Annotated in this window: 24 protein-coding genes; 9 read left to right on the plus strand and 15 right to left on the minus strand. The window is 69.2% G+C overall.

What is annotated here, in order from left to right; translation table 11 throughout:
- The first annotated feature begins 123 nt into the window (after positions 1–123).
- Together CUR96_RS16615 and CUR96_RS16620 are read left to right on the plus strand one after the other, a co-directional pair.
- Positions 124–648, plus strand: a complete 525-nt coding sequence (locus CUR96_RS16615; protein WP_102194433.1) for a hypothetical protein — start codon at positions 124–126, stop codon at positions 646–648.
- Positions 649–694: 46 nt separating this feature from the next.
- Positions 695–1,183, plus strand: coding sequence for a SprT-like domain-containing protein (locus CUR96_RS16620; RefSeq protein WP_102194434.1), 489 nt, complete (start codon positions 695–697; stop codon positions 1,181–1,183).
- Between the two features lie 89 nt (positions 1,184–1,272).
- Here the strand turns inward: CUR96_RS16620 and CUR96_RS16625 are convergent, their stop codons facing one another.
- The 4 genes from CUR96_RS16625 to CUR96_RS16640 all read right to left on the minus strand — a co-directional run bounded on the left by CUR96_RS16625 (position 1,273) and on the right by CUR96_RS16640 (position 4,933).
- Positions 1,273–1,659 (minus strand): DUF3054 domain-containing protein, encoded by a 387-nt coding sequence (locus CUR96_RS16625; RefSeq protein ID WP_102194435.1) that lies wholly within the window; start codon positions 1,657–1,659, stop codon positions 1,273–1,275.
- Between the two features lie 202 nt (positions 1,660–1,861).
- Positions 1,862–2,530 (minus strand): 2-phosphosulfolactate phosphatase, encoded by a 669-nt coding sequence (locus CUR96_RS16630; RefSeq protein WP_102194436.1) that lies wholly within the window; start codon positions 2,528–2,530, stop codon positions 1,862–1,864.
- 184 nt (positions 2,531–2,714) lie between these two features.
- The gene (locus CUR96_RS16635; protein WP_102194437.1) at positions 2,715–4,175 is read right to left on the minus strand and encodes an ABC transporter permease; all 1,461 of its coding nucleotides are present in this window, start codon (positions 4,173–4,175) and stop codon (positions 2,715–2,717) included.
- A complete protein-coding gene (locus CUR96_RS16640) occupies positions 4,172–4,933 on the minus strand; it encodes an ABC transporter ATP-binding protein (protein ID WP_102194488.1) in 762 nt (253 codons plus the stop codon). The genes CUR96_RS16635 and CUR96_RS16640 overlap by 4 nt, the downstream gene beginning before the upstream one ends.
- 142 nt (positions 4,934–5,075) lie before the next feature.
- On the opposite strand from CUR96_RS16640, the gene CUR96_RS16645 reads away from it, so the two are divergent.
- Entirely contained in the window at positions 5,076–6,356 is a 1,281-nt protein-coding gene (locus CUR96_RS16645; protein ID WP_102194438.1) for a cation:proton antiporter, read from the plus strand.
- Positions 6,357–6,416: 60 nt separating this feature from the next.
- Positions 6,417–7,913: a deoxyguanosinetriphosphate triphosphohydrolase family protein gene (locus tag CUR96_RS16650; RefSeq protein WP_102194439.1), complete on the plus strand. Its 1,497-nt coding sequence runs from the start codon at positions 6,417–6,419 to the stop codon at positions 7,911–7,913.
- 24 nt (positions 7,914–7,937) lie between these two features.
- On the opposite strand, the gene CUR96_RS16655 is transcribed toward CUR96_RS16650, so the two are convergent.
- The 6 genes from CUR96_RS16655 to CUR96_RS18820 form a co-directional block, all read right to left on the minus strand.
- Complete coding sequence (locus tag CUR96_RS16655) at positions 7,938–8,573, minus strand: response regulator (protein ID WP_102194440.1); 636 nt, start codon at positions 8,571–8,573, stop codon at positions 7,938–7,940.
- A complete protein-coding gene (locus tag CUR96_RS16660) occupies positions 8,570–9,757 on the minus strand; it encodes a sensor histidine kinase (protein ID WP_102194441.1) in 1,188 nt (395 codons plus the stop codon). The genes CUR96_RS16655 and CUR96_RS16660 overlap by 4 nt, the downstream gene beginning before the upstream one ends.
- Positions 9,758–9,829: 72 nt before the next feature.
- Positions 9,830–10,621, minus strand: coding sequence for a class I SAM-dependent methyltransferase (locus CUR96_RS16665; protein WP_102194442.1), 792 nt, complete (start codon positions 10,619–10,621; stop codon positions 9,830–9,832).
- A 42-nt stretch (positions 10,622–10,663) separates the two neighbouring features.
- On the minus strand, positions 10,664–11,806 hold the full coding sequence (locus tag CUR96_RS16670) for an AMP-binding protein (RefSeq protein ID WP_102194443.1): 1,143 nt from the start codon (positions 11,804–11,806) through the stop codon (positions 10,664–10,666).
- Between the two features lie 15 nt (positions 11,807–11,821).
- Positions 11,822–12,733 carry a 1,4-dihydroxy-2-naphthoyl-CoA synthase gene (locus CUR96_RS16675; RefSeq protein ID WP_102194444.1) on the minus strand — a complete coding sequence of 304 codons (912 nt, stop codon included), beginning with the start codon at positions 12,731–12,733 and terminating at the stop codon, positions 11,822–11,824.
- Positions 12,734–12,965: 232 nt separating this feature from the next.
- A complete protein-coding gene (locus tag CUR96_RS18820; RefSeq protein ID WP_245861405.1) occupies positions 12,966–13,301 on the minus strand; it encodes a hypothetical protein in 336 nt (111 codons plus the stop codon).
- A gap of 9 nt (positions 13,302–13,310) precedes the next feature.
- On the opposite strand from CUR96_RS18820, the gene CUR96_RS16680 reads away from it, so the two are divergent.
- Positions 13,311–14,093: a Fic family protein gene (locus CUR96_RS16680; protein WP_245861408.1), complete on the plus strand. Its 783-nt coding sequence runs from the start codon at positions 13,311–13,313 to the stop codon at positions 14,091–14,093.
- Between the two features lie 390 nt (positions 14,094–14,483).
- Here the strand turns inward: CUR96_RS16680 and CUR96_RS18500 are convergent, their stop codons facing one another.
- The 3 genes from CUR96_RS18500 to CUR96_RS16695 form a co-directional block, all read right to left on the minus strand.
- A complete protein-coding gene (locus CUR96_RS18500; RefSeq protein WP_146008174.1) occupies positions 14,484–14,933 on the minus strand; it encodes a hypothetical protein in 450 nt (149 codons plus the stop codon).
- Positions 14,934–15,411: 478 nt separating this feature from the next.
- The gene (locus CUR96_RS16690; protein ID WP_102194447.1) at positions 15,412–16,368 is read right to left on the minus strand and encodes a permease prefix domain 1-containing protein; all 957 of its coding nucleotides are present in this window, start codon (positions 16,366–16,368) and stop codon (positions 15,412–15,414) included.
- A 1-nt stretch (position 16,369) separates the two neighbouring features.
- The gene (locus CUR96_RS16695; protein ID WP_102194489.1) at positions 16,370–16,702 is read right to left on the minus strand and encodes a PadR family transcriptional regulator; all 333 of its coding nucleotides are present in this window, start codon (positions 16,700–16,702) and stop codon (positions 16,370–16,372) included.
- Between the two features lie 90 nt (positions 16,703–16,792).
- Here CUR96_RS16695 and CUR96_RS16700 point away from each other — a divergent pair, with 90 nt between their 5' ends.
- A complete protein-coding gene (locus CUR96_RS16700) occupies positions 16,793–17,812 on the plus strand; it encodes a GNAT family N-acetyltransferase (RefSeq protein ID WP_102194448.1) in 1,020 nt (339 codons plus the stop codon).
- A 25-nt stretch (positions 17,813–17,837) separates the two neighbouring features.
- Here CUR96_RS16700 and CUR96_RS16705 read toward each other — a convergent pair whose 3' ends face one another.
- The gene (locus CUR96_RS16705) at positions 17,838–19,214 is read right to left on the minus strand and encodes a CoA transferase (RefSeq protein ID WP_102194449.1); all 1,377 of its coding nucleotides are present in this window, start codon (positions 19,212–19,214) and stop codon (positions 17,838–17,840) included.
- Positions 19,215–19,450: 236 nt separating this feature from the next.
- Between CUR96_RS16705 and CUR96_RS16710 the strand changes: the two genes are divergently transcribed.
- A complete protein-coding gene (locus CUR96_RS16710; protein ID WP_102194450.1) occupies positions 19,451–20,431 on the plus strand; it encodes an o-succinylbenzoate synthase in 981 nt (326 codons plus the stop codon).
- A gap of 21 nt (positions 20,432–20,452) precedes the next feature.
- Here the strand turns inward: CUR96_RS16710 and CUR96_RS16715 are convergent, their stop codons facing one another.
- The gene (locus CUR96_RS16715; RefSeq protein WP_102194451.1) at positions 20,453–21,076 is read right to left on the minus strand and encodes a TetR/AcrR family transcriptional regulator; all 624 of its coding nucleotides are present in this window, start codon (positions 21,074–21,076) and stop codon (positions 20,453–20,455) included.
- Positions 21,077–21,219: 143 nt separating this feature from the next.
- On the opposite strand from CUR96_RS16715, the gene CUR96_RS16720 reads away from it, so the two are divergent.
- Positions 21,220–24,069, plus strand: a complete 2,850-nt coding sequence (locus tag CUR96_RS16720) for an MMPL family transporter (RefSeq protein WP_102194452.1) — start codon at positions 21,220–21,222, stop codon at positions 24,067–24,069.
- Positions 24,066–26,039, plus strand: coding sequence for a YhgE/Pip domain-containing protein (locus CUR96_RS16725; protein ID WP_102194453.1), 1,974 nt, complete (start codon positions 24,066–24,068; stop codon positions 26,037–26,039). The genes CUR96_RS16720 and CUR96_RS16725 overlap by 4 nt, the downstream gene beginning before the upstream one ends.
- Positions 26,040–26,095 lie beyond the last annotated feature (56 nt).

Raw genomic sequence — 26,095 nt, forward strand, 5'->3', positions numbered from 1 at the left:
ACGATCGGCGCGTGCGGCGCCGGCCTGATTCGAGTCGGATGCCGCGCCTCGGGGCGTGCCGCCCCCGGCCCGCCCGGATCGACAGGCAGACTGGAATGGGGACGCACACCGGAGGGAAGTGAAATGAGTTTGATCCAGGGATACGACCGAGAGACGCTGCGTGAGCTGGTCGATCTCGACGCCTGCGCTGAGCGACTCGCGGAGATCGAGGCGCAGCGGAGCCTTCCGGCACTTCTGGAACGGGTCTGGCTGCTGAAGGTGCTGGGCCGGTTGGACGAGTCTCTGGCCCTGGCCGACGAGGCCGTGCGCCAGGCGCGCATGGCGGGCACTCGCAAGGACGTGCTGCGTGCGCGGGTCCTCCACGCGACGATCCTGCAGTACCGCGGGGCGCATGCCGCCGCAGAGCAGGAGCTCGCCACCTGCGCCGCCGAGGCAGAGGGGCAGCGCTGGCTGTCGATCGCCGCCTTCGCCCACCAGCACCACGGCAAGAACGCGTACGACGCGGGCGATTACGACACCGCCAGAGAGAGCCTGAAGCGTTCGCTGTTCCTGCGGCGGGAGTCGGGTGCCGACGACAGCGAACTGGAGACGGCGCTGCTCGCCATCGAGGCGGCTGAGCGTCACCGGCCTGCTCAGCTCGTCGGCTGAGGTGCCGATCGCCCCGAGTGTCGGCGGCATGGCTTAGCCTGAGCGCATGGCCGATCTTGACCGTGTGCGCATCTGGGGCGAGGCGCTGATCAGGGTTCACCTCGACGACTCCTGGTCGTTCGGGTTCGACCACGCCAAGCGTCGCGCCGGGCAGTGCGACTACAGCCGCAACCGGATCACGGTTTCCCGGTATCTGGCTGCACGGTTCGAGGACGACGAGATCCACCAGGTCCTGTTGCACGAGGTCGCCCATGCCCTCGCCGGGCACGCCGCCGCGCACGGGCCCGCGTGGAAGCGCGTGGCCAGGGACCTCGGCTATGTCGGCGGCACCACCCATCACGGCGAGACCGCGGTCGAGCTCGCCCCCTGGGTCGGGCGCTGCCCCGAGGGGCACGTGACCTACCGGCACCGCCGTCCGAGCCGGGCCACGTCATGCGCACGCTGCTCGCGCACCTTCGACGCGCGCTTCCTGTTCGACTGGACAAGGCGCGAGATCACGTCTGACACCCGCCTGGCCGCGCAGATGCCGCGCTGAGTGCTCAGGCGTCCTCGGTCTCGCGCCGCCGTGTCCTTCGCGCGCTGCGCGCAGATGAGCCGCGCGAACGGGTCCCGGCCGCGCGAGCGTCAGGCCGGCTGATCGGCCTCGGATGCCTCGATGCGGCGACGGCGCAGCAGCGCCGTCAGGGCGCGCCAGCCGACCAGGAAGACGCCGAGCGTCAACGTTGCGACGATGATGAAGGGCGCCTCCGCGGTGTCACCGCTGACGACGCGGAGCAGCATCCCTCCGGCGACGGTGACGATCCAGACGACCGCGCCCCACGCCAGCGACCACGGCCGCCGGGGTCGTCCTGGCAGGAGTGCGGCGAGCGCGTGCCCGACGAGGAGCGCCACCAGGAACGGCCAGGCGGTGAGGAGGAACCCGGCCGGATCCTCGGAGTGCGACGCGCGGCCGACGGCGGCGAAGATGAGCACCAGTACGGCGTCGAGGATCAGAGCGGGAAGGTACCTCATGCCTCGACCCTACGGCTCGGGCGCGATTTCCCGGTCAGGCGCTCGGGTCGTCGCCGAGTGCACGGGTTGTCGCCGTACACATCGCCGAGTACACGGGTTGCTGCCGAGAGTACGGGTCGCCTGCGCAGGAAAGCCGTGCACTCGGCACGAAGCCGTGCACTCAGCACGTAGCAGGACGTCGCAGTCGGCGCCACTGGTCGCGCTAGGCGAAACGCGTGAAGCGTCCGTCCACGAGGGCGGGCACAAGATCGGTCGCGTCGAGCTGGGCGGCCTGCTCAGCCGTGGAGGGCACGAGTCCGGATGCCTCGATGCGGGCAGTCGCCGGGATGCCGCCGGCGATCTCTCTGCCCGAACCGCTCGCGCCGAGCAGATGCCGCAGAGCGCCGCGCAGAGCCCGGAAACCCTCGGCGGCGACCGCCGCCTCCGGTGAGGTGTGGTCGATGCCGAGATCGGTCAGCGCGGTGATGATCGCGCCGGCGCCGAGATGGTCTTCGACGGCGAAGCGCATCAGTCCTGCAGCATCCAGCTCCCCGGCCGCGATGACGGCGACCGAGGTCCGCTCCCCTGTTCTCTCCTGCACGGTCTGCACTGCACGGCCGACGGCTGCGGCGTTGCGAATCCCCCCGACGAGCACCGTCGGGGCCGAAGCTGCGGCGGAGGCCGCGGCGGTGACGGCGGCGCCGTTCCGCGACCACTGCACCGCATCCGCCAGCACGACCTCGACGCCGGATGCCACCGCATCCACCACCGTCGAGGAGAACCGCAGCACGTCGACGACCACGACGATATCCGCCGGGGCGAGGCGTTCGAGACCCGCGACGCCCCACTCGAGGCGGACCTGATACGTGGACTGGTCGAACGGCGAAGGCATCCGTCCAGCCTATTCGTCGGCAGCGGCGCTGCTCAGTGCCGGGTCGCGTCACAGAAGTCGCGGGTTGCCGGGCTGTACACCCACAACCCAGGTGACGCCGCCCGGCGCCGCGTCACAGAAGCTGCGAGGTCGCCGCGGCGACACCCGCACCTTCTGTGACATCCTCCGACGAGAAGGCCCGCCCTCAATCCGCGGCGAGCGCCTCCACCGGCGCGACGCGGGTCGCGAGCCGCGTCGGCGTCGCGGCTGCCACGAGCGTGAGCAGCGCGGTCGCGAGCACGATGATGGCGACCGGCAGCCACGGCACCTGGGGAGCGACGAGTCCGGCGGGAGTCATCTCCGGCAGCGTGGGGACGGACCCGAGCAGCGACTGCGCGGCGATCCATCCGTAGGCGATGCCGAGCACGAGGCCGGTGAGGGTGGCCGCGACCGTGATGTGCGTCGCCTCGAGGAGCACCATCGCGCGCACCTGGCCGTTGGACAGGCCGATCGAACGCAGCAGCCCCAGCTCACGGCGCCGCTGCACGACACCGATCGTGAGCAGGTTGACCAGCCCGACGGCGGCGATCACGGCGGAGATCGCCACGAGCACCATCATGATCGCGGCGAACGCGTCCATCGGCGCGAAGAACTCCTCGTGGACCTCACCGGTCACCTGGCTCATCATCATCCGCTTGGCGGATTCCATGGCGACGGCGAACATCGTCACCAGCGTCACGCCCATCACGACGCCGATCGCCATCCGCGAGGAGCGTTCCGGGTAGCGCAGCGCGTTCTCGGCAGCGAGCCGCGCGGTCGCGCTGGATCCGAGCATCCGCCCGACCAGACGCAGCACGGGTGGCATGAACAGCACCGCCCCGAGCACGAGGCCGGTGAAGGAGAGGAGTCCGCCGAGGAAGGCGACGACAACTCCGAGAGGCGTGATGAGCCCGATCAGCACGCCGGCGGCGAGCAGCGCAGTGCCGGAGATGAGCAGCACCCACGCTCCGACATGCCTGCCGGGGCGGCCGGCGACATCGTCGTGCGTGCGCTCGACCGATCCGCCCAGCGCCTGCAGCGGCGTCACGGACAGAACCCGCCGCGATCCGGCCCAGGCAGCCGCCCAGGTGGTGAGGGCGACGCCGACCGCGGGAAGCACGATCAGAGGCTGGAGCACCGAGAACCCGCTCGGCGCGTTGTCGAGCAGCTGAACACCGACCTGCACTCCGACGAGCGCGAGCACGAGTCCGCCGAGGAGACCCACCACGGCGCCGATCACGCCGACGACGAATCCCTGCCGGCCGACCTCGCCCCGTTGCGAACGGGCGGTCGCCCCGATCAGCCGCATCAGGGCGATCTGGCGGGTGCGGCCGGCGATGATCGTGGAGAAGGTGTTGGCCGTGACGACCGCAGCGACGTACATCGCGACCGCGGTGAGCAGGAACGACAGCATGCCGACGACGAACGCGAGCGTGCCGCTGTCGCCGATGTAGGGATCGGCCTGGAGCACGGCGCCGATGTACGCGGTGACGTCGACGAGCACGACGCCGAAACCCGCGGACAGAGCGGCGACGAGGATGCTGGCGCCCATGCCGCGGTCGCGCAGCCAGCCGAGCCCGGCGGTGCGCGAGACACGCTCCGGAATGGCCACGGAGGTGGCGGTCATGCCGCCACCTCGGCGGCGAGCATGTACGCCGAGATCTCCTCGGCGCTCTGACGCGGGTGGTCGGCCACGATCCGGCCGTCGCCGAGGAACAGCACCCGGTCGGCGTGGCTGGCGGCGATCGCGTCATGCGTGACCATCGCGATCGACTGGCCGTGCTCACGACTGGCGGTCGCGAGCAGCCGCAGCACCTCGCGTCCGGTCTTCGAGTCGAGGTTTCCTGTCGGCTCGTCCGCGAAGACGAGGTCGGGCGCCGTGGCCAGCGCCCTGGCGATCGCGACGCGCTGCTGCTGCCCGCCGGAGAGCTGGTGCGGGCGGTGTCGCAGCCGCGATCCGAGGCCGAGCGTCTCGATGAGGCCGTCGATCCGGGCGCGCTCGATGGCGCTCGGGCGGCGTCCGTCGAGCTCGAAGGGCAGCATGATGTTGCCCAGCGCGTCGAGGGTCGGAACCAGGTTGAACGCCTGGAAGATGAACCCGACGCGGCGGCGACGCAGGATGGTCAGGTCGAGATCGGCGAGGCCGGTGATCTCGGTGTCGCCGATCCACGCCCGTCCCTCGGTGGGGTTGTCCAGGCCCGCCATGATGTGCATGAGAGTGGACTTGCCGGAGCCGGATGGCCCCATGATCGCGGTGAACTGGCCGCGACGGATGCCGACGCTCACGTCGTCGAGCGCGCGCACGGTGCTCTCGCCCGTGCCGTAGGTCTTCTTCAGGTGCTGGACGCGGGCGGCGAGTCCCAGGTCGGTGGTCGTGATCTCCATGCCTACGACGGTACGGAGAGCGGATGCCGCCCTGCGTCGCCCGTGCGGAGCATCCGCGTACATCGGAAGGATGATTCCGCTCGGGCCGCTATTCTCAGCAGCGGGGACCCACCGACCACCCCGAGGACGAAAGGATCCTGCCGTGCCTGTTGTCGTCCTGATCGGCTTCGCCGCCGTCGTGCTGTGGTCGCTGGTGTCGCATCGGTTCGAACGGTGGGGCGTCGCCGGCCCCGCCGGCCTCCTCGTGCTCGGCGCGATCGCCGTGATCTGGGACGTCGACGCCTTCGCGACGGCGATCGACGCGCCGCCGACCGAGAAGATCGTCGAGGTGATCCTCGCCATCCTGCTCTTCGTCGACGCGATCGAGGTCAAGGGCGGTCTCTTCGGCAACGAGGGAAGGGTGACGCTCCGGCTCGTGCTCATCGCACTGCCGCTGTCGCTGGTGCTCGGGGCCTCGGCCGCCTGGCTCCTGGTCCCCGAGACGGCGCCGTTCCTCATGATCGTGATCGCCTGCGTCATCCTTCCCACCGATTTCGCGCCGGCAGCCGAGATCCTTCGCGTGCGCCACCTCCCCGACCGCGTTCGGCAGATCCTCAACGTCGAGAGCGGGTACAACGACGGGATCGTCTCGCCGTTGTTCGCGATGGCGCTGCCGCTCGCGACGATCTGGGCCGAGATCATGAACAAGGCGGGGAAGGACATCTCGGACGCCGAGCTCGACAAGCGTGCGGATCAGGTGGGGGTTGCCATCGAGGGCGCTGTGCCGGCGACCCTGATCGCCGTCCTTCTCGGCGTGGTCCTGGGCTTCGTCTGCGGTGCCCTGGTGCGACTGTGCCGCCGCCATCAGCTCGTCTCCGATGCCGGCGTGCGCGGTGTGATGCTCCTGATCCCGCTGATCGCCTACGGGATCGCGACGCTCCCCGCGCTCGGCGCCAACGGCTTCGTCGCCGCGTTCGTCGCCGGCATCGCGTACCGGATGGCGCGGACGCGCGGCGAGGAGGAGCGCGCTGTCTCACACGAAGAGCTCGTGCTCGTCGAGGAGACCGGCACGCTCGCGGCGAACTTCGTCTGGTTCATCCTCGGCGGAGCCGCGCTGCTCGCGTTCACGGCCGGAGTGGGCTGGGACGTCGTCCTGCTGGCGGCTCTCGCACTGACCGTGCTGCGGATCGTGCCGGTGTACCTGTCGCTGATGGGCAGTTCGGTCGCGCCGCGCGAGCGGTTGCTCATCGGCGCACTGGGGCCGCGCGGCACGGCGTCGATCGTGTTCGGGCTGCTCGCCTACAACGCACTGCCCGACGTGCAGGGGGAGCTCGTTCTCGTGGTGATGGTCGTCACCGTCGTCGGAAGCATCGTGCTGCATGGAGTCGCCGCGCCCCTGCTTCTTCGCCGGATGGGGTCGGCGGGACGCGCGTTGAGGTCATGAACCTCCGCCGACGTCGTCACCCCCTTCGCAACACAGCGTGCCGGATGACACACTGACCTCATGCCCCACGACGGACTCGACCCCCGCCAGACCCGACGCATGCCAGAGGCGCTCGACGAGTTCCAGCGCGCCGAGGGCCACCCCCATTTCCGGGTCGATGTGGAGCGCATCCGCTTCTCCCCCTTCTACTCCCGGCTCTCCGCCGTCACCCAGGTGATCTCGCAGACCGGCGCGGGGCTCGCCGTGCACAACAGGCTCACGCATTCGATCAAGGTCGCGGCCGTGGCACGGGCGATCGCGACGCACCTGTCGACGCGCACCGACGAGGCGAGCCGGATCGTCGCCGAGCTCGGTGGCGCGCATCCGGTCGTGGTCCAGGCCGCGGCCGCAGCGCACGACCTCGGCCATCCCCCCTTCGGGCACCTGGGCGAGCACACCCTCGATCGCCTGGCGCGCACCCGGTTCGGCCTGGCCGAGGGATTCGAGGGGAACGCGCAGACCTACCGCATCCTCACTCGCCTCGACGAGCACGATCGTCCGGGCGTCGGGCTCAACCTCACCGCGGCGGTGCGCGCCGCCGTGCTGAAGTACCCCTGGCGACGCGGCCTGGGCGGAATCCGCCGCGGCGGCGCGAGCAAGTTCAGCTACTACGCGGTCGACGAGCAGGACGCGCGTCAGGCCCTCGCCGCCTATCCACTGATCGCGGAGGGACAGCAGACGGCCGAGTGCTCCATCATGGACATCTCCGATGACATCGCCTATTCGCTGCACGACCTCGACGACTTCTATCGCGCCGGCCTGCTGACTCCCGCGACGCTGTCCACCGAGTTCCGGGCCTGGCACCGCGACCTCGCCCGGCTCCGCGATGTCGATCACGAGTTCCTCGCCGCCGACACCAGGACTCCGGGGCACTCGCTGGAGCTGCTCTGGCGCCGACTGCGCAGCAAGGACGGCTGGATCGCCGACGCGGATGCCTTCGGCGAAGCCGTGGCGAAGGTCGGCGCCGAGGTGATCGACGGGCTCCTCGCCGAACCGTTCGATGGATCCCTCTCCAGCGAACGGTCCCTCGCACGGTTCACGACGTCATGGATCGCACGCCTGCAGTCGTCGATCGAAGTGCACCGGAACCCTGACGCCCGCTCGGGGCACGTCAGCCTGAACCGGCAGGCCTGGCACGAGGTCGCCGTGCTCAAGTTCCTGCACGAGCGGTTCATCCTCGAACGCCCGGACCTCACCGTCTACCAGCGGGGCCAGGCCAGCGTCCTGGAACGGCTCGTCAGCGGGTTCGCGGCCTGGCTCGACGATCCCCTCGACGCGCGCCGCGCCCCACGCCGCCTGCTCGATCTCGTGCAGCTCGCCGCCGACGACTATCGCCGGTTGCGGAACGATGCTCCGGACCTGGTCGAGACGCACACCGCCGGGGAACTCCAGGCGCTCGCCCGTGGCCGGGGCATCATCGACTACGTCGCCTCGCTCACAGACGCCCAGGCCGTGTCGCTCGACGCGATGCTGGCGGGCCGGACCGAGCGGCTGTGGGATGCCGGTCAGGGGCTGTGACGCCCCCGGCCGGAGACCGGCCGCTCAGTTCAGCCCGTGCTCGAAGGCGAACACCACCAGCTGCACCCGGTCTCGCAGGGCGAGCTTGGTGAGGATCCTGCTGATGTGCGTCTTCACCGTCGCCTCGCTGAGGAACTCGCGTCCGGCGATCTCGGCGTTCGACAGGCCTCGAGCGGCGAGGGCGAAGATCTCCCGTTCCCGCTCGGTGAGGTCGGCGTACTGAGGCGGCACCGGTTTCGGCGCCGCGGCGAAATGCTGGAACAGATCCCGGGTGGCGGATGCGGCGATCACCGACGACCCGGAGTGCACCGTGCGGATCGCGGCCAGCAGGAACTCCGGGTCTGCATCCTTCAGCAGGAAGCCGCTCGCCCCCTGACGGATCGCGCGCGCGGCCGCCTCATCGAGGTCGAACGTCGTGAGCATCACGATGCGCGGCGGATCGGGCTGAGAGAGGATCTCGGCGGTCGCGGTGAGACCGTCCATCACCGGCATCCGGATGTCCATCAGCACGACGTCCGGCCGGCTCGCCCTGACCACCTCGATCGCCTCGCGGCCGTCGCCGGCTTCGCCCACGACGTCGAGGTCGGGCTGCGAGGCGACCAGCATGCGGATGCCGGCGCGGAACAGCGCCTGGTCATCGACGAGAACGACCCTGATCACGATGCATCTCCGATCGGAAGCGTCGCGCGGACGACGAACTGGGCGCCCTGATGCTCGGCCTGCAGGTTACCGCCGATGAGCTGGGCGCGTTCGCGCATGCCGATGATGCCGTGACCGCCCTGGCCCGCCGGCCGGTCGCCGGTGACGGTGTTGCGCACCTGGATGTCCACCCGATCCGGCAGCCAGGCGAGATGCACGTCGACTGCCCCGTCGCCATGGCGGATCGCGTTGGTGAGCGCCTCCTGCAGGATGCGGTAGACCGCGAGCTGGATCGCCGCCGGCGGCTCACCCGGCGGCATCGGATCCACGGTGACGCGGGGTTCCACCCCCGCCTGCCGCACCTGGGCGAGCAGCACCTCCAGGTCGGCGAGAGTCGGCTGCGGACCGTCGCCCTGCCGGTGGCGGAGCTGGGTGAGGAGCATCCGGACATCGGAGAGCGCCCCGCGCGCCGTCTGAGCGATCGTGCCCAGGGCCTCCTGCGCCAGCTCGGGGCGCACAGCGGCCGCGTAGCGCGCGCCGTCTGCCTGGGCGATCACGACCGCGAGGGAATGCGCGACGATGTCGTGCATGTCACGGGCGATGCGCACCCGTTCCTGTTCTTCCGCGGCGACCGCCTCGGCGCGCAGCTGTGCTTCGCGAGTGCGGCGCCCCTTCACGACGATCCGCCACAGGAGCCCTCCGCCCCACGACATCGCGAGCGACAGCAGCACCACGGCGGCGACGAGACTTCCGAACGCGAGCGCTCGCACGGGGTAGCTGCTGTCGACGACGAACGAGTCCTGCTGGACGAGCGCGACGTAGAGCCCGGCGATGACGCCGCCGACGAGTGCCGAGGCACCGCCCAGCCACAGCACCCGGCGGCTGCCCCAGGCCGACGTGGCGAAGAGCACCATCAGAACGGCGAGGTTCACGGGCGACGGCCACATGCCTCCGGCCATCTGCAGGAGCGCCCCGACCCACGCAGCCGCGAGGGCCAGCGGAGGAGACAGCCGTGCGATCGCCGCGGCACCCCACATGATGAGGGCGACGACGATATGGTGCGCCGTCTCCAACCCCGCGTCCGCGATCCACACGCTCGGCGATGTCGCGAGGATGACGAAGCTCAACGGCAGCGTGAACAGCAGCCCGATGAGCGCCCCGACGATGTCGAGGACGAGCTGGTGGGGCTGGAGCGGGCGGATCACTCCCCTACGCTACGTGGCGCGTGGACCGCTCCGCATCCGCCTCGAGATGTATCCTCCGGCGGCGACGAAACGTCAGGCCCGGCAGAGGATCTCGCCGTGCGGCACGAGATACCAGCCGTCCTCGGCATCCGACCAGCGCTTCCAGGCATCGCTGATCGCCTGCAGGTCGGCCGATGTCGCGAGCTCTTCGCGCAGCAGCTGCCGAGCGAGCGCGGATTCGAGGATGCGGTCGGCCCACATGCCGCCCCACCAGGCGCGCTCGTCCGGGGTCGCGTAGCACCAGGTGGATGCCGTCGCGGTGACCTCGTCGAATCCGGCGGCACGCGCCCAGGACAGCAGGCGGCGTCCGGCATCCGGTTCCCCGCCGTTCGCGCGGGCCGCGGCCTGGTACAGCTGCAGCCAGCGGTCGAGCTCCGGGAGCAGCGGGAACCAGATGAACCCCGCGTAGTCGGCGTCGCGCGCCGCGACGATGCCGCCGGGCGCCGCGACGCGCCTCATCTCTCGCAGCGCCTGCACCGGGTCGGCGACGTGCTGGAGCACCTGATGCGCATGCACGACGTCGAAGCTGTCGTCGGCGAAGCTCAGCGCGTGCACGTCCTCGACCGAGAAGGCGACGTTGCTCAGGCCGCGGCTCGCGACCAGGTCGCGCGACAGCGAGAGCGCTGCCTCATCGATCTCGGTGGCCGTGACGTGGCCGACCGCGCCGGCGAAGTCCGCCGTGATCGTGCCGGGGCCGGCACCCACGTCCAGAAGCCGTGTCGAGGCGTCGAGGTGCGGGCGGAGGTACGCGGCCGAGTTCGCGATGTTCCTGGTGTTGTGCGAGCGGAGAACGGATTCGTGATGTCCGTGCGTGTAGGAGGCCATGCGTTTCAGCATGGCAGGAGTGCGACCGGTCGGTGCGCGGGGTCAGTGCAGGTCGGCCGCCGCGCGGCGGATGCTCTCGCGATCCGGCTTGCCCGACGGCAGGGTCGCCAGCTCGTCCACGAGGATCAGCCGGGCGGGTCTGGCGTGCTTTCCGAGCTCAGCGGCCACGGCATCCCTGGCGTGGGCGAGCTGCTCGGATTCGCTGCGGCGGAGCACCTCGCCTCGCTCGGCGACGATGACCGACGCCTCACCCCATCGTGCGTCGTCGACACCGACGACGACGGCCTGGTGCAGGCCGGGAACCTGCCGGACGACGCGCTCGACCCGGTCCAGTGAGATGTTGACGCCGCCCGAGACGATGACGTTGTCGGCTCTGCCGTGCACGCGTACGACACCGCCGTCGACGAGCCCCAGGTCGCCGGTGCGGTACCAGCGGATGCCGTGCGCGTCACGCACGAACATCCGAGAGGTCAGGGCGTCGTCGCCGACGTACCCGTCGGCGAGCATCGGCCCGGCCAGCTGGAGTTCGCCGTCGACGGTGCGCACGGCGACGGTGTCGAGCGGGGCACCGTCATAGACGCATCCGCCGCTCGTCTCCGTCGATCCGTAGGTGCGCACCAGGCGAGCCCCGAGATCCACCGCCCGCTCACGCATCGGCTCCGGCAGCGACTGCCCGCCGACGAGGATCGCCCGATACATCCGCAGCGCCGCCCGGACCCCCGGCTCATCGGCAGCATCCAGGAGCGTGGCGAGCTGCGCGGGGACGAGCGAGGTGAACAGCGTCTCGCTTCCGGTCCGCACCATCGACAGCGTCGCTTCGGCGAACGCGACGGGAGAGAACTTCCCCTCCACCACGGCCGGCTCCGTGTCCGCCAGAAGCGAGCGCACCAGGACCTGGAGACCAGCGACGTATCCGACCGGCAGCGCGAGCAGCCAGCGTCCGCTGCCGATCCGTGCCGCGGTGGCCTCCGCGCTCGCACGCAGCGCCTCGGCGCTCAGCGCGACGCGCTTGGGGATGCCGCTGGATCCGGACGTCGCGATGACCGCCGCCGTCCCGTCGGGGACCCGCTCCGGCGCGCCGGGCAGCATCCCGAACCCGAGGGCCGGGCCGCCGTCGAGGGCCAGGCGCAGCGCGTGCTGCACCAGCCGCGGATCATCCGCTTCAGTCGGGATCAACGCGGTCATCGGTGCTCCTCCGGCTCAGTAGTGCCAGGGGAAGGAGGACCAGTCCGGAGCGCGCTTCTCGAGGAACGAGTCGCGCCCCTCGACCGCCTCGTCGGTGCCGTAGGCGAGGCGCGTGGCCTCACCCGCGAAGACCTGCTGACCGACGAGCCCGTCATCGACGGCGTTGAATGCGAACTTCAGCATCCGGATCGCCGTGGGCGACTTGGTGAGCACGGTGCGCGCCATCTTCAGCGCCTCGCGTTCGAGTTCGGCGTGCGGAACGACCCGGTTCACGGCGCCGGCCTCATAGGCACGCTGCGCGGAGTACTCCTCGGCGAGGAAGAACACCTCGCGGGCGAACTTCTGCCCGGTCTGTCGGGCCATGTATGCGGAGCCGTATCCGGCGTCGAAGGAGCCGACGTCGGCATCCGTCTGCTTGAACCGCGCCTCCTCGGCGCTCGCGATGGTGAGATCGCAGACGACGTGCAGGGAGTGCCCACCGCCGGCGGCCCAACCGGGGACGACAGCGATGACGACCTTCGGCATGAAGCGGATGAGGCGCTGCACTTCGAGGATGTGCAGCCGGCCGGCCCTGGCGGGGTCGGCGACCGAGGTCTCGTCGTCGGAGTACTTGTAGCCGTCGCGGCCGCGGATGCGCTGGTCGCCCCCGGAGCAGAACGCCCAGCCGCCGTCCTTCGGACTCGGACCGTTGCCGGTGAGGAGGACGGCGCCGATCTTCGGATCCTGCCGTGCGATGTCGAGCGCCCGGTAGAGCTCGTCGACGGTGTGGGGGCGGAAGGCGTTGCGCACCTCGGGCCGGTTGAACGCGATGCGGGCGATGCCGCCGTCGTGCGTGACGTGCGCCGTGATGTCGGTGTACTCCTCGGCACCAGGCGCGAGCACCCATTCGGCGGGATCGAACAGGTCGGAGACGGATGCGGTGGCCACGGCATCCAGCCTATGCCCGGAGGAACACCCGAGCCACGATCGAAAGCGTTGACCACGCAAGTTTCGAGACGTAGATGATGCAAGTAGATGTCGCCCCCCATCGCAAATATATCGAAGGCAGGTTGCCTGGCTTCCCCTAGAAGATCAGTCGAGAACGACTATTGCACGCAAATAGTTTGCCGCGATACGATCAAGTTGCACATCGAGGATGAGGATATTTTCCATGACGGATCTATACAACTTGCCGAAGCCGGCCTTCGGCTCTGAACTGGTCACGCTGCTCTTCGAGATCGAGCGCCTCCGAGCCGACATCGGCACCGGAACCACCCCCGTCGATACGTATATCGAGCTTCATCAGCTCTTCGACACTGTGATGAGCGTCGTCTCCGCACGCATCGAGGGCAACCACACAACGGTCTTTCAGGCGATCGACGCGGTCGATGATGTGTCTGATGCGCCGTTCGATGAGCAACTCCGAGAAGTCGCGAACATCATCGACGCCGCGCGTTTCCTCGACGGACTGGATCCCCAGCAGCCACTCACCCACGCCCTCATCAGAGACCTTCATGCGCGAACCGTGCGTGGGCTGATCCGGGAAGGCGACCCGACCCCGGGCGCCTACCGACAGCAGGATGTCGCGATCACCGGTTCAGCGCACCGTCCGCCGACCTGGGTCACTGTGCACGCCGAGATGTCTGCGTTGCTCGACTTCGCAAACGCCGAGCGTCCTCTGCACGAGCAGATGATGCAGATCGCACTCGCCCACCACCGGTTCGTATGGGTGCACCCATTCCGCAACGGCAACGGGCGCGTATCCCGGCTTTTCACCTTTGCCATGCTGCGTAAGAGCATCTTTGCCACACGTGGCCACAGCGCCCTCAATCCGACTGCAGTGTTCGGAAACGACCGCGGCTCATACATCACCGCACTCGAGGCTGCGGATACGCTCGACGATGACGGAACGACCGAGTGGACAGTCTTCTTCGCACGCGGCATCCGGGATGACCTCGCGCGCCTGGTTCAACTCCAGAATCACTCCTATGTCATCGAAGTACTGGTGGGGCCCGCTCTCGCGCGCCTTGCGCGCGACGGCGTGATCGACACTACGGAGCAACGCGTCCTGCAGGTCGTTCTCGAGCGTGGCGTGGTCAAAGCAGGCGACCTTGAACGTGTCCTTCCTGGCAGCGCATCCCTGCGTTCCCGCGCCATCCGTGACCTTCTCGATCGAGGCCTGCTCCGCCATGCCGATGAGGGACCGCGGTTCTATCGGCTGGCACTGTCCCGCGGCCCCCTCGCGTCACGACTGATCCGACGCCTGGACGAAGTCGGAATGCTTCCGAAGATGCTCTCCGACGACTGACCGGGGAGCTCTCCGCAGACGCACCGTTCCCGGCGCAGGAGAGAGCCTGCCCCGGCGCCACCTTGTCACGGATGGGAATGTGGGGCAGGTCCAGCCCGAATCGCTTTCACGTACGGGTCGGGAATGGCGGCGATCCCGAGAACAGCAGCAAGAGCAGGACGTTGACGCCGGTGTCGGGGCCGTCCGGGAGTTCGGCCCAGAGCTGTGAAATCTGGATCGAGCAGCGACGCGTCGTGAAGAACTAGCCGTTGCCCATGAGTATGTCCGCCCAGAGCCAGTTCTCGTCGTAGTCCAGATCTCCCGGGCAATCGACGCTTTGGGCCTCGACTCTCCACTGCACTGGCATGTCGACGAAGGATGACATATCCGCTGGCAGCGGGACGGTCATGATCAGCTTGTCGCCGTCATCATCGAGAGTGGCATCTGCGATGATGTCGCCGCCGACCACACGGTCGCGAACCACGTACGAGATGGCTTGCTCTCATAGTCCACGTTCAAGAATGCGTATGCCCTGACAGGACCGACCTCGACGATGAGTCGGGCACCGGTGCCCATCGAGATCGAGTATGGCTCGCCGGTCTTGAGTGTGAATGGGCGCTCGAACTTGAACGCTACGATCAGGTTCTCTGCATCCGTAGTAAGAACTGCGGACTCGAACTGGCTGGGATTATCCGCGCTGGCCGTGACGCAAGTATTTGTCAGAGATTGAGCGGGGGTTCCCAACCGCTCCGGTTCCGGTTCACTCTCTTCGACGAGGTGCGCCTCAACTTCAGGTTCGTGCGCACACCCGGCAAGCACCATCGCAGCCATCAAGAGCCCCGCAGCAGCAGGCAGTCGCATGTCGATGACTCTAGCCGGAATCGAGCAACCATTCCGGGCGGTTCCCGTCTGCATCTCCCGGTCGAATGAGCGCCCTGCCTCTGTTTCGCGGCCGCGCTGAGGCTTTAGCGCATCACCTGAGGGTGACAGTCACGCCTTCAGCTTCGCACGCGCTCCCTAGAGTGTGGGCATAGCCATACTCGTGGATTCCATTCGCCCACCACCACGTTCCTTGAATCGGAGTCTCCTCGAAATACTCGTCGAGCGCGGTCCGGAGGGTGCCATCAGTCGTCTGTCGAATCTGATCAAGCCGCAAACGGAAGTCTGGGGAAGTTGCGGTCGCCTTGGGACGGCCGTCGCTCTTCGTGTTGCCCGGGGTCGCACCCCACTTTTCAACATCATCCCAAAGCGACTCCAGATCTGAGCACGCTGTCTCGTTGGCAGTCATTTCTGGAGTCGCGGAGGACTCTGGCCCACTCGGTTGCCCCGCACCTCCAGATCAGGCGCGACGCGCACGCACGGTCTTGATCCAGCCGTCCACCACGTCCCACAGAGGGAACACGACGAGGCAGAAGCCGGTGATGACCGTGAGAACGTCCATGGTGTCGCTCTCGACCCCGTTTCCGGTGAAGACGAAACTCAGGAACTCCGGGTTGATCAGCTCGCCGCGCACGAGCAGGATGAGCGACCAGACCGCGAAGGCGACAGCCAGCAGGGTGTTGATCACCGCGGCGCCGACGGTCCACCGCCGCTTTGCGTATACGGCGACCGACAGCAGAGCCTCGGCGACGATCAGCGCGATGAAGATGCTGATCCCCCACGGCCACAGTCCTGGGTTCAGCAGAGGGATGGGATCTCCGCCGGTCGGGAAGAATCCGATGAAGGCGTCCCAGAACACCGCCCCGACACCGATCGCGAGGAACACGAGTGACGCGATGGCGTCTGCGCGCCCGGCGCCGCTCGCCGCCGGCTCCGGCAACTGGTCGACGTCCCACTTCACGCCCGTGTCGGCACCGGTGCGTTCGAGAACGAAGAAGACCAACGTGACCCAGAAGCACACATGCACGATGACCGAGATGCCCACGCCGATCGCGGCTCCGATGATCTCACCGACCGATGCCCGGTCCAGAGCCTGCGCGAGCGCGACACCGCTCATCGCGCAGATGGGAACGATGACCAGCAGCAGCTTCAGCAACCGCCACCAGGTGAGGAAGTACTTCGGCCCGATCAGGTGCAGAGGCTGGTCCGCGTAGCCGGCGGCGAGGATGCCGGGGTCGCCGAGTTCGGTGAGGACGGCGCGCTCGGCATCCGTCCGCTCTTCGCCCTGCTCGACGCGCGCCTCGACGGCGTCGGAGATGGAAGCCTCCAGCTCGGCTCGGACGTCATCCTGCGCCGTCGGAGTCAGGCTCTTGACCGTGGCCGCGATGTATCGCTCGGTCAGTGTGGTCGTGGTCATCTCAGTTCTCCTCTGCGGTGAGAGAGGCGATCGCCGTGGTGAGCGACCGCCATTCGTCGGTGAGGGTGTCGGCGAGGCGCGCGCCGGCATCCGAAGTGCGGTAGAACTTGCGAGGCCGCGCCTCGTCGGTGTTCCACTCACTGGTGAGGTATTCCTGCTTCTCCAGGCGCCGGAGCAGCGGATACAGGGTGTTCGCGTCAGTGGCGAAGCCGCGGCGCTCGAGCTCTTCGAGCAGCCCGTAGCCGTATCCGGGAGTGCGCAGCAGCTGCAGACACGCGAGCACGATCGTGCCGCGCCGCAGTTCCTGCAGGTGCGTGTCGAGGATCTCGTTCATGTCGATCACATTACTGTGCGTCACACACTATTGTCAACGGCACATTTATGTAGGACCGGTGCGGCGCCTGCTGTTCGTTAGCGTGGTGCCATGACCCTCGAGATCAGCCGCATCGACCCCTTCGACGACGACGCCGTCGACAGTTGGTGGGACGCCTACGCCGTGGCCGAGCGTGCCGACCGAGGACCCGAGGCGCCGCTGTGGAGTCGTGAGGAGTCGCGCATGGAACTGCAGCAGAACTCCCGGGTGGTCGAACGTCGTGCGTTCCTTCTGCGGGCAGGCGGCACTGTGATCGGATCGTCGAGCCTCGCGCTTCCCCTCAAGGACAACACGCATGTCGCGCACCTCGCGGTCTGCGTGCGCCCGGAGCATCGACGCCGCGGCTTCGGCTCACAGGCCCTGGCGCTTCTCGAGGCCGAAGCGCTCTCCTCCGGCCGCACCACGGCGCAGTCGACGACGTCGTGGCCGTATGAGTTGGGCCCCTCGGGTGCCGGATCTCCCGGACGGGAGTTCGCCCGGCGGCACGGCTACGCGCTCGCGCTCGGCGACGTGCAGAGCCGCCTGCCGCTCCCCGTCGACCCCGCTGTGCTCGACACGCTCGCGGCTGACATCGCCGAGTCGATCGCGGAATACGACATCCGCAGCTGGGTCGGCCCCGTGCCGGACGACGTGGTCGAGGGATGGGCGGTCCTCGACGCCTCGATCGACACCGAGGCGCCGAGCGGCGATCTCGACATCGAGCCGGTGAAGCCCGACGTCAGCAGCATCCGCGAATCGGAGGAGCTCATCGCACGGCAGAATCGCACGTCGTTCGGCACCATCGCGCTCGCACCGGACGGCTCGGCGGCGGCGTACACGCAGCTGGTCGTCTCGGGCGACGACGGCAACGCCTACCAGTGGGGCACGCTGGTCCGTCGCGCGGACCGCGGTCAGCGGCTCGGCATCGCCGTGAAGCTGGCGAACCTGCGGATGCTGCAGCACGAGGTTCCGCAGACGCGAGCGGTCTACACATACAACGCCGATTCGAACGCGCACATGCTCGCGGTGAACACGCTTCTCGGCTTCCGGCCGAGCGAGCGGATGGGCGAGCTGCAGAAGCGCCTCGGCTGAGCCGCCGACCCCGCACACTGACTGTTCAGCGCCAGCCGGCCGCATCCCGTCCCCACGGCGAAGCGAGCACAGGGTAGCCATCGGGCCCGCCCGGGTAGCCGAAGGGCGGCATCGCCGTCGTGATCGCACCCGCTGCCGACCTGCCCCTCTGCACCGTCGGCTCGTCGGCAGCGGCGCCCGGATTGCCGCGGTCAGTCGGTGCGTGGAGCAGTTCGTGTGCGAGCCGAGCCAAGCCCACCCGTATGTGCGAGCCCGCACCCTCACGGCGGCGCTGGATGAGCGCGATGCAGATCGCCGCGGCGAGCATGTGCCCCGCGGAGTGGTCGAGCGCCTGCGCCGGGAGCGCGCCGGGCGTCGCTCCGTCGGCGCTCTCCGTCATCGCGATCCCCGTCACCGCCTGCACGATGCTGTCGAATCCGCGGCGCTCCGCCCAGGGGCCGCGTTCGCTCCACGCCCCCACCGATCCGACGATGATTCCCGGGCGATGCTCCCAGAGCGCCTCTGCCGAAAGCCCGAAACGATCCAGCGAGCCGGGACGGTAGCCGGTGATGACGACATCCGCCGAGGCCAGGAGCTCCTCGAAGACGCGACGATCGACAGCGTCGGCGAGATCGAGCGTCGCCGACCTCTTGCCGTGGCCGGTCTCGAGGTGCTGCCAGCCGATCTCGGGCAGACGCGGCGAATCGATGCGGAGCACGTCGGCCCCGGCGAAGGCGAGGTCGCGGGCGGCGATGGGACCGGCGAGCACGCGGGTCAGATCGAGAACGCGGATGCCGTCGAGCGGCGCTCCCCGGCCTGCATCCCACCGGGTCGAACCTCGCGCACCGCCATCGGATCGCAGAGAGACGAGCGGCTCCGTCGCGACCGCGAGGCCCTCGGCGTGAGCGCTCCACGCCTTCGCGGTTCGGACGGCACCGACGATCGCACCCGCCTGGGCCGCCCGGGTCTCGAGGTCGACGGCGCCGAAACCCAGGATCGCGGCCGCCACCTCCTTCTTCGCGGCATCCGCACCGATACCGAGGATCTCGGCGAGCCGTCGCGCGTGATGCGGGTAGTTGCCGTGGGTGCGCACCCAGCCGTCCGCGGCCTGCCAGAACCCGGACAGCGGCGCCCAGGCATCCGGAGCGACGCCGTCGAGCAAGAAGTGGCGCTCGCACTGCGCCGATGTCGTCAGCCGGCGCCCGTCGAGTCGCACGGCGCTCCACGCGCTCCGCCGACCTCGGTCGATCTGGACCTGCTGAATCGCCAGCGCGGCCAAGGCGACCGCGTCACCGAGCAGGGCAGCGACGGGAAGCCGCGACGGGAGAGAAGGAGGCGGGGACGCGTCGGCGACCATATCGAGGGCAGCGTCGTCGCCCCCGATCGCGCGCCAGGCATTCCGTCCGATGCCGGTGATCGTCATTGTCGACGCTCCTCTCCGAGGCTGCCTGCTTCAGATTCTTCGATGATTCCACTCGACGGGGCGACCCTGGTGTTCACAACTCCTCAGATCTCGGCAACACCGCCGAGCGAGTTGCCGCAAACGCGCGGAACGGCGCGTCATTCGAGACGCTCGGTCGGGATTCTTGAGGAGTCGTGAACACGGCGCGCGGGCGGTGCGGATGCGGCACGGCGGCCTCTACGGGGCACAATGGGCACATGCTTCCGACGACGCTCGCAGATCTCCTCGATTCGGCCCGGGTGGTCGCTCTCCCCATGCACACGCGCTTCCGCGGCGTGGACACCAGGGAGGCGCTGCTGTTCGAGGGGCCGGAGGGATGGGCGGAGTTCTCGCCGTTCCTCGAGTACGGCGACGACGAGGCATCCGTGTGGCTGTCGGCGGCGATCGACTTCGCCTGGCGGAAGCAGCCCGCCCCGCTGCGCGACCGGATCAGCGTGAATGCGACCGTTCCGGCCGTCGAGGCCGCGCGCGTCGCAGACGTCCTGTCGCGATTCGCCGGATGCCGCACCACCAAGGTCAAGGTCGCAGAACCGGGACAGTCCCTCGCCGACGACATCGCCCGCGTTCGCGCAGTGCGCGAGGTCATGGGCCCGGAGGGACGGATCCGCGTCGACGCGAACGGCGCATGGAACGTCGACGAGGCCGAGCGCGCCGTGCACGCGCTTAACGAGTTCGATCTCGAGTACGTCGAGCAGCCGTGCGCGACGGTGCCCGAACTCGCCGAACTGCGCCAGCGGGTCAAGTACATGGGCATCCCGGTGGCCGCCGACGAGAGCGTGCGGAAGTCCTCGGATCCTCTCGCCGTCGCGCGCGCCGGCGCCGCCGATCTGCTCGTGATCAAGGCCCAGCCGCTCGGCGGCGTCACGCACGCGCTGCAGCTCATCACCGCGGCAGGACTGCCGGCCGTCGTCTCCAGCGCTCTCGACACCGCGATCGGGCTGTCTCAGGGTGTGGCCCTCGCGGCTGCGCTGCCGAGACTCGACTTCGACTGCGGCCTCGGCACATCGTCGCTGTTCCTCGACGACGTGGCGAAGTTCCGTGCCGAGGACGGAAGCCTTCCGGTCGGCCGGGTGACCCCGGATGCTGCGGCGCTCGAGCGCCTCGCCGCATCCGCCGACCGCCGCGAGTGGTGGCTGGCCCGCCTCGAGCGCTGCTTCGGGGCGCTGGCCGCGGACTGACCTCGTCGCGCCGGTCGGGCTTCAGGACTCCAGCAGCAGCTCGACGAGCCGGCCGAGCTCTTCGCTTCCGGTGTGGCGGAGCTGCGCGGCATCGTGCCCTGCCATCGCGCCGCGCACGGTCATCCCCTCCCAGACGATCATGAGCATGCGTGCAGCCGTCTCTGCGGGCAGCCGCAGCCGGAAGGTGCCTTCGGCGACGATGTCGGTGATGATCTCCGCGATGCTCGACACCATCTCGCGCTCCTGCACGAGATACGCCTCGCCGAATGCGTGATCGCGCAGCGCCCGGATGCGGATCTCGCTCATCAGCATCACGCCGAGCCGGTCATCGCCGCCCAGGTCCATCACCTGCTGCACGAGTTCGACCGGGTCGCATCCGGTGGCGAGCTCACCGCTCTCTGCGAGCTCGGCGACGCGCGTGCGCACGGCGCTGACCCGCACATCCGCCACGCTTCCCGCCAGCATGAGGAAGAGCTCGTCCTTGGAGTCGAAGTTCGAGTAGAAGGCGCCTCGTGTGAAGCCGGCGCGCTCGCAGACGGCCTCGACCGTCGCGCCGTCGAGACCGACCTCGGCGAAGACCTGCGCCGCGGCTTCCAGCAGACGGGCGCGGGTGTTCTCGCGGCTCCGGGTTGCGGGTGTCGTCATCGAAACCTCCAGCGTTCACTCTCCCACGATCACCGCGGATGTACTCACACCGGGCGCACAGACTTCCGCGCGCCGATGACCTTACGATACATCTATGTATCGGATACATCTGTGTATCCGAATCGGCTCGACGGAGGAACCGCGTGTCCACTCTCCTGTCCTCGCTCGGACGCTGGTCGTACCGGCATCCATGGCGCGTTCTCGTCTCCTGGCTGCTCGCGCTCGGTCTCGCCGGCGCCGGCGCGCTCGTGCTGGGCGCCGGCACCGATAACAGCTTCTCGATCCCCGGGACCGAGTCGCAGGCGGGCCTCGAGCAGCTCTCGCGCTCGTTCCCCCAGGTGAGCGGGACGAACGCGCAGTTCATCGTCGTCGCGGCCGACGGCGATCACGTCACGGATGACGCCTATCGCGAGCACATCGAGGATGCCGTCGATGAACTCTCCGACCTCGACGACAGCATCCTCGCGGTCACCTCTCCCTATGACGAGATGGTCTCCGGCATGGTCAACGACGACGAGACCGCGGCGATCGTGCGTCTGCAGTTCGACGGCGAGGCCAGCGACGTCTCCCCGGAGACGAAGGACGCTCTGACCGCCGCCGTCGACGAACTGGCGAGTGAGCTTCCGGACGGATCGCAGACCCAACTCGGCGGCGACCTGTTCGCACTGTCGATGCCCACGATCACCATCACCGAGGCCGTCGGTCTTCTGATCGCGCTCCTGGTGCTCATCGTGACGTTCCGGTCGTTCGTGGTCGCAGGCCTCCCCCTCCTCACCGCGATCCTCGGCGTCGGCATCTCGATGGCGGGGATCTTCGCCGCCACCGCCTTCGCGACGGTCTCGTCGACCACCCCGCTGCTGGCGCTGATGCTGGGACTCGCCGTCGGCATCGATTACGCGCTGTTCATCATGGCGCGCCACCAGGATCAGGTCCGCGACGGGGTGGATCCGGAGGAGTCCGCGGCGCGCGCGGTCGGCACCGCCGGCTCTGCCGTCGTGTTCGCGGGGATAACAGTGCTCATCGCGCTGATCGGCCTCGGCTTCGCCGGCATCCCGTTCCTGACGACGATGGGCGTCGCGGCATCCGTCGCCGTCGCGATCGCCGTCGCGATCGCGGTGACCCTCACTCCCGCCCTCCTCGGCTTCATGAAGGGCAGGGTCGTCGGGCGCGCGAAGAAGGTGCGGATGCCGAAGAAGGGCGCACCCGCATCCGCGCCGCGTCCCGGGTTCAGCGCACGCTGGGTCGGCACCGTGACGCGACGACCGGTGCTGGCATCCCTCGCCGTGATCATCGGCCTCGGCGTCGTGGCCGTCCCCGCACTCAGCCTGAATCTCGCGCTGCCGAACGCGGGTGTCCTCCCCAAGGACTCCGAGGCCCGGCAGAGCTACGACCTGGTCGGCGAGCATTTTGGCCCCGGCTTCAACGGCCCGCTCATCCTCACCGGCACCATCGTCACCTCGACCGATCCGCTCGCCCTCATGGAGGACCTCGGTGACACAGTGGCGAAGGTCGACGGCGTCAAAGAGGTGGCGCTGTCCACCCCGAACGAGACCGCCGACACGGGAATCGTGCAGGTCATCCCGGAGACGGCGCCCGATGACCCCGCGACCGCCGACCTGGTGCGCGAGCTGCGCTCCCACCACGACGAGTGGCTCGACGAGTTCGGGATCGACCTGAAGGTCACCGGCTTCACCGCCGTCGGGATCGACATCTCCGACCAGCTCGGCGCCGCACTCCTGCCCTTCGGGATCTTCGTGATCGGGCTCTCGCTGATCCTGCTCACGATCGTCTTCCGCTCGCTCTGGGTGCCGCTCACCGCAGCGTTCGGCTACCTGCTGTCGATCGTCGCTGCCTTCGGCGTCGTCGCCGCCGTCTTCGAGTGGGGCTGGTTCGCCGATGCCCTGCACGTCGCGAAGACCGGTCCGATCATCAGCTTCATGCCGATCGTGCTGATGGGCGTGCTGTTCGGGCTTGCGATGGATTACCAGGTGTTCCTCGTGTCGCGGATGCGAGAGGACTACGTGCACGACCCCCTCGCCAAGGACCCGGCGACGCGGAGGGAAGCGGCGCTGCGCGCGGTCCGCTCCGGCTTCACCGGCTCGGCGAAGGTCGTGACCGCTGCCGGCCTGATCATGTTCGCCGTGTTCGTGGCGTTCGTGCCCGAGGGCGACTCCTCGCTCAAGCCCATCGCGCTGGGCCTCGCCGCCGGTATCGCCATCGATGCCTTCCTCGTGCGGATGACGCTCGTCCCGGCGCTGATGGCCATCCTCGGAGAGCGCGCGTGGCAGATCCCGGCCTGGCTGGAGAGGTTCCTGCCGAGCGTCGACATCGAGGGGGAAGCCGTCGAGCGCGAGCGCCACCTCGCGGCGTGGCCGGGTGACGACTCGGTGGTCGCCGCCGATGCACTCGTGGTCGCGGGGATCGAGGACGTGTCGTTCCGTGTCGCTCCCGGCGGCTCCCTCGTGATCACCGGTGCGTCACGAGGTGCCATGCGTGCGCTCGCCCTCGCGGTCGCCGGCCGCATCACTCCCGACGACGGGCGACTGCGCACTGCGGGGCACCTGCTTCCGGGGCGTGCCGCCTGGGTGCGCGCCCACGTCGGCTGCGTGCTCATCGACGATCCTGATGCCGCGGTCCGCGACCTCGACGAGGCGCTTCGCGGTGGGTCGAGCCTCGTCGTGATCGATGGCATCGACCGGCTCTCCGGTGCTGCGCGCGATCAGCTCACGGCGCGGTTGCGGGATGCCGGAGCCGATGTCGCCGTGTTCGTCACCGCGATGGATGCCGATGCCGCACGGTCGCTGCTCGCGGATGCCGGCCGCGGCTCGGCCGCTATCTTCTCTGCCGAGACCCCCGGTTCTGGACGAGACCCCCGGGTACCGACGCCACCAACTGGGGGTCTCGACGGCAACGAGGGGTCTCGGAGCCGCGCCGACACCGACCAGCGCATCGTCGCTGACGAGACCATCGAATCGACCGAGGTGAACGCATGACCCTCCCCATCGAGCGCGCACGCTCCCGCAAGCCGATCACATGGCTCACGATCCTCGGCGTTCTGCTGCTGCCCGCAGCCGTCGGCGGCATCCTGGTCGCAGCCCTCCAGAATCCGACCGAGCGCCTGGACTCGATGACCGCTGCCATCGTGAACCTCGATGAGCCCGTGAAGGTCGACGGTCAGCTCGCCCCCCTCGGCCGTCAGCTCGCCTCCGGCCTCGTCGAGGGTTCGGACGAGCTCGACTCCAACCTGACCTGGGTGATCTCCAACGAAGACGACGCGGCTGCAGGGCTCGCGGATGGCTCGTACCAGGCGGTCATCACGATCCCGGAGAAGTTCTCGGCCGCGGCCACCTCCTCGGGCCAGGCGATCGCCGACGGCGGCGGCTCGGCGGCGGACAAGGCGGAGCAGGCCACCATCACCGTGACCACGCCCGAGGACGGACTCGTCGCCGATGATCTCATCACCGGGCAGATCGCCTCGGTGGCCGCATCGACGATGGGCACCATGCTCAGCGAGGCGACGATGGAGAACGTGCTCGTCGGATTCACGACGATCGGCGACCAGATCGGCGAAGCCGCGTCCGGGGCCCTCGAACTCGCGAACGGAGCGCGGGATGCCGCGACCGGCGCCGCGGCGATCCCCGACGGCGCGACCCAGCTGGCTTCTGGCGCTTCGCAGCTCGGGAGCGGCGCCGCCGAGCTGGGCGGCGGACTCGACACGATCGCCGGCAAGACGCGGGATGTCGCGGCGGGGGCGGGAGCTCTCGGGTCCGGACTGACCGCGGGGGCGGGAGCGCTGGAGCAGACCGGCCTCGTGCCTGCCGAGTTGTACGCGGGCGCCGATGGAACGGCGCAGCTGACCGCTGGAGTGTCGTCGGGAGTGTCCGGCCTTTCCGTGCAGCTGGCCGATCTCGTCAAGCAATGCGTTCCAGCCACGACTCCCGAGCTCTGTGCCCAGCTTGAGAAGGCGGCGGGGACAGCTGCCGCGCTCGTCGCGCCCGCTTCGGACGCTTCGAAGGCAGCCGCGGGCACCTCGGGCGGGCTCGGTGCGTTCGACCAGGCGGCGACAGCACAGTTCGCCGCACAGTTCCGCGAAGCCGGCGCCGGCGCCACGGCGCTGGCCGATGGCCTCTCCCAGCTCGCCGGCGGCGTGGACCAGTCGGCATCCGGAGCCCGGGCCCTCTCGAGCGGAGCCGGAGAACTGGCCGGCGGCGCCACCGAACTCGCGACCGGGGCGACGGAACTCGCCACCGGTCTCGGCACTCTCGCCACGGGCACCGGCGACCTCGCCGGTGGTCTGCGGACCGCGTCGGATTCGCTGCCCTCGTTCAGCGATGACGAGGCGACCTCGCTGGCCTCCGTCGTCGCCGACCCCGTGTCCGCGAACTCGTCGATGAACGCCCTGTTCGGCCCGACAGCGATCCCATTGCTGGCGGCCGTCGTGCTCTGGTTCGGCGGGCTCGCGTCGTTCATCGTCATGCGCGCCCACACCGAGCGGACGCTCACGTCCCGGCGTTCCTCGGCCGCCCTCACACTCCGTGCGTTCGCTCCGGCGGCGCTGATCGGTGCAGCGCAGGGCCTGCTGGTTTCGCTCATCGTGCAGATCGTCGCCGCATACGGCGCCGCGGAGTGGTGGGCCTTCGCCGGAACGGCTGTGCTCGCCGGCATCGCGTTCGCCGCGGTGAATCAGGCGCTCGTCGCGCTTTTCGGCGGCGTCGGACGCTGGGTCAGTGCGCTCATCGGCGTCCTCGCCGTGGCCACCGGGCTCATCTCGACGGTGCCGGACTGGCTCGCCGGGATCGGCAGGGCGCTTCCCACGGCCCCGGCGTTCGCCGGCCTCATCGCCTCGAACGGCAGTGCGGTAGCCGCGCTGGTGGTCTGGGCGGTCCTGTCGATCGCCGCGACGACGATCGCCGTCGCCCTGCGCCGCACGACCTCGGCGAAGGCAGTGCTCGCCGGAGTCTGACCGCCCGCTCGACCGAAAAGCGCGCCTCCCCTTCTCACGGGAGGCGCGCTTTCTGC

It is taken from the genome of Microbacterium aurantiacum (assembly GCF_002872075.1).
Taxonomy (GTDB): domain Bacteria; phylum Actinomycetota; class Actinomycetes; order Actinomycetales; family Microbacteriaceae; genus Microbacterium; species Microbacterium aurantiacum_A.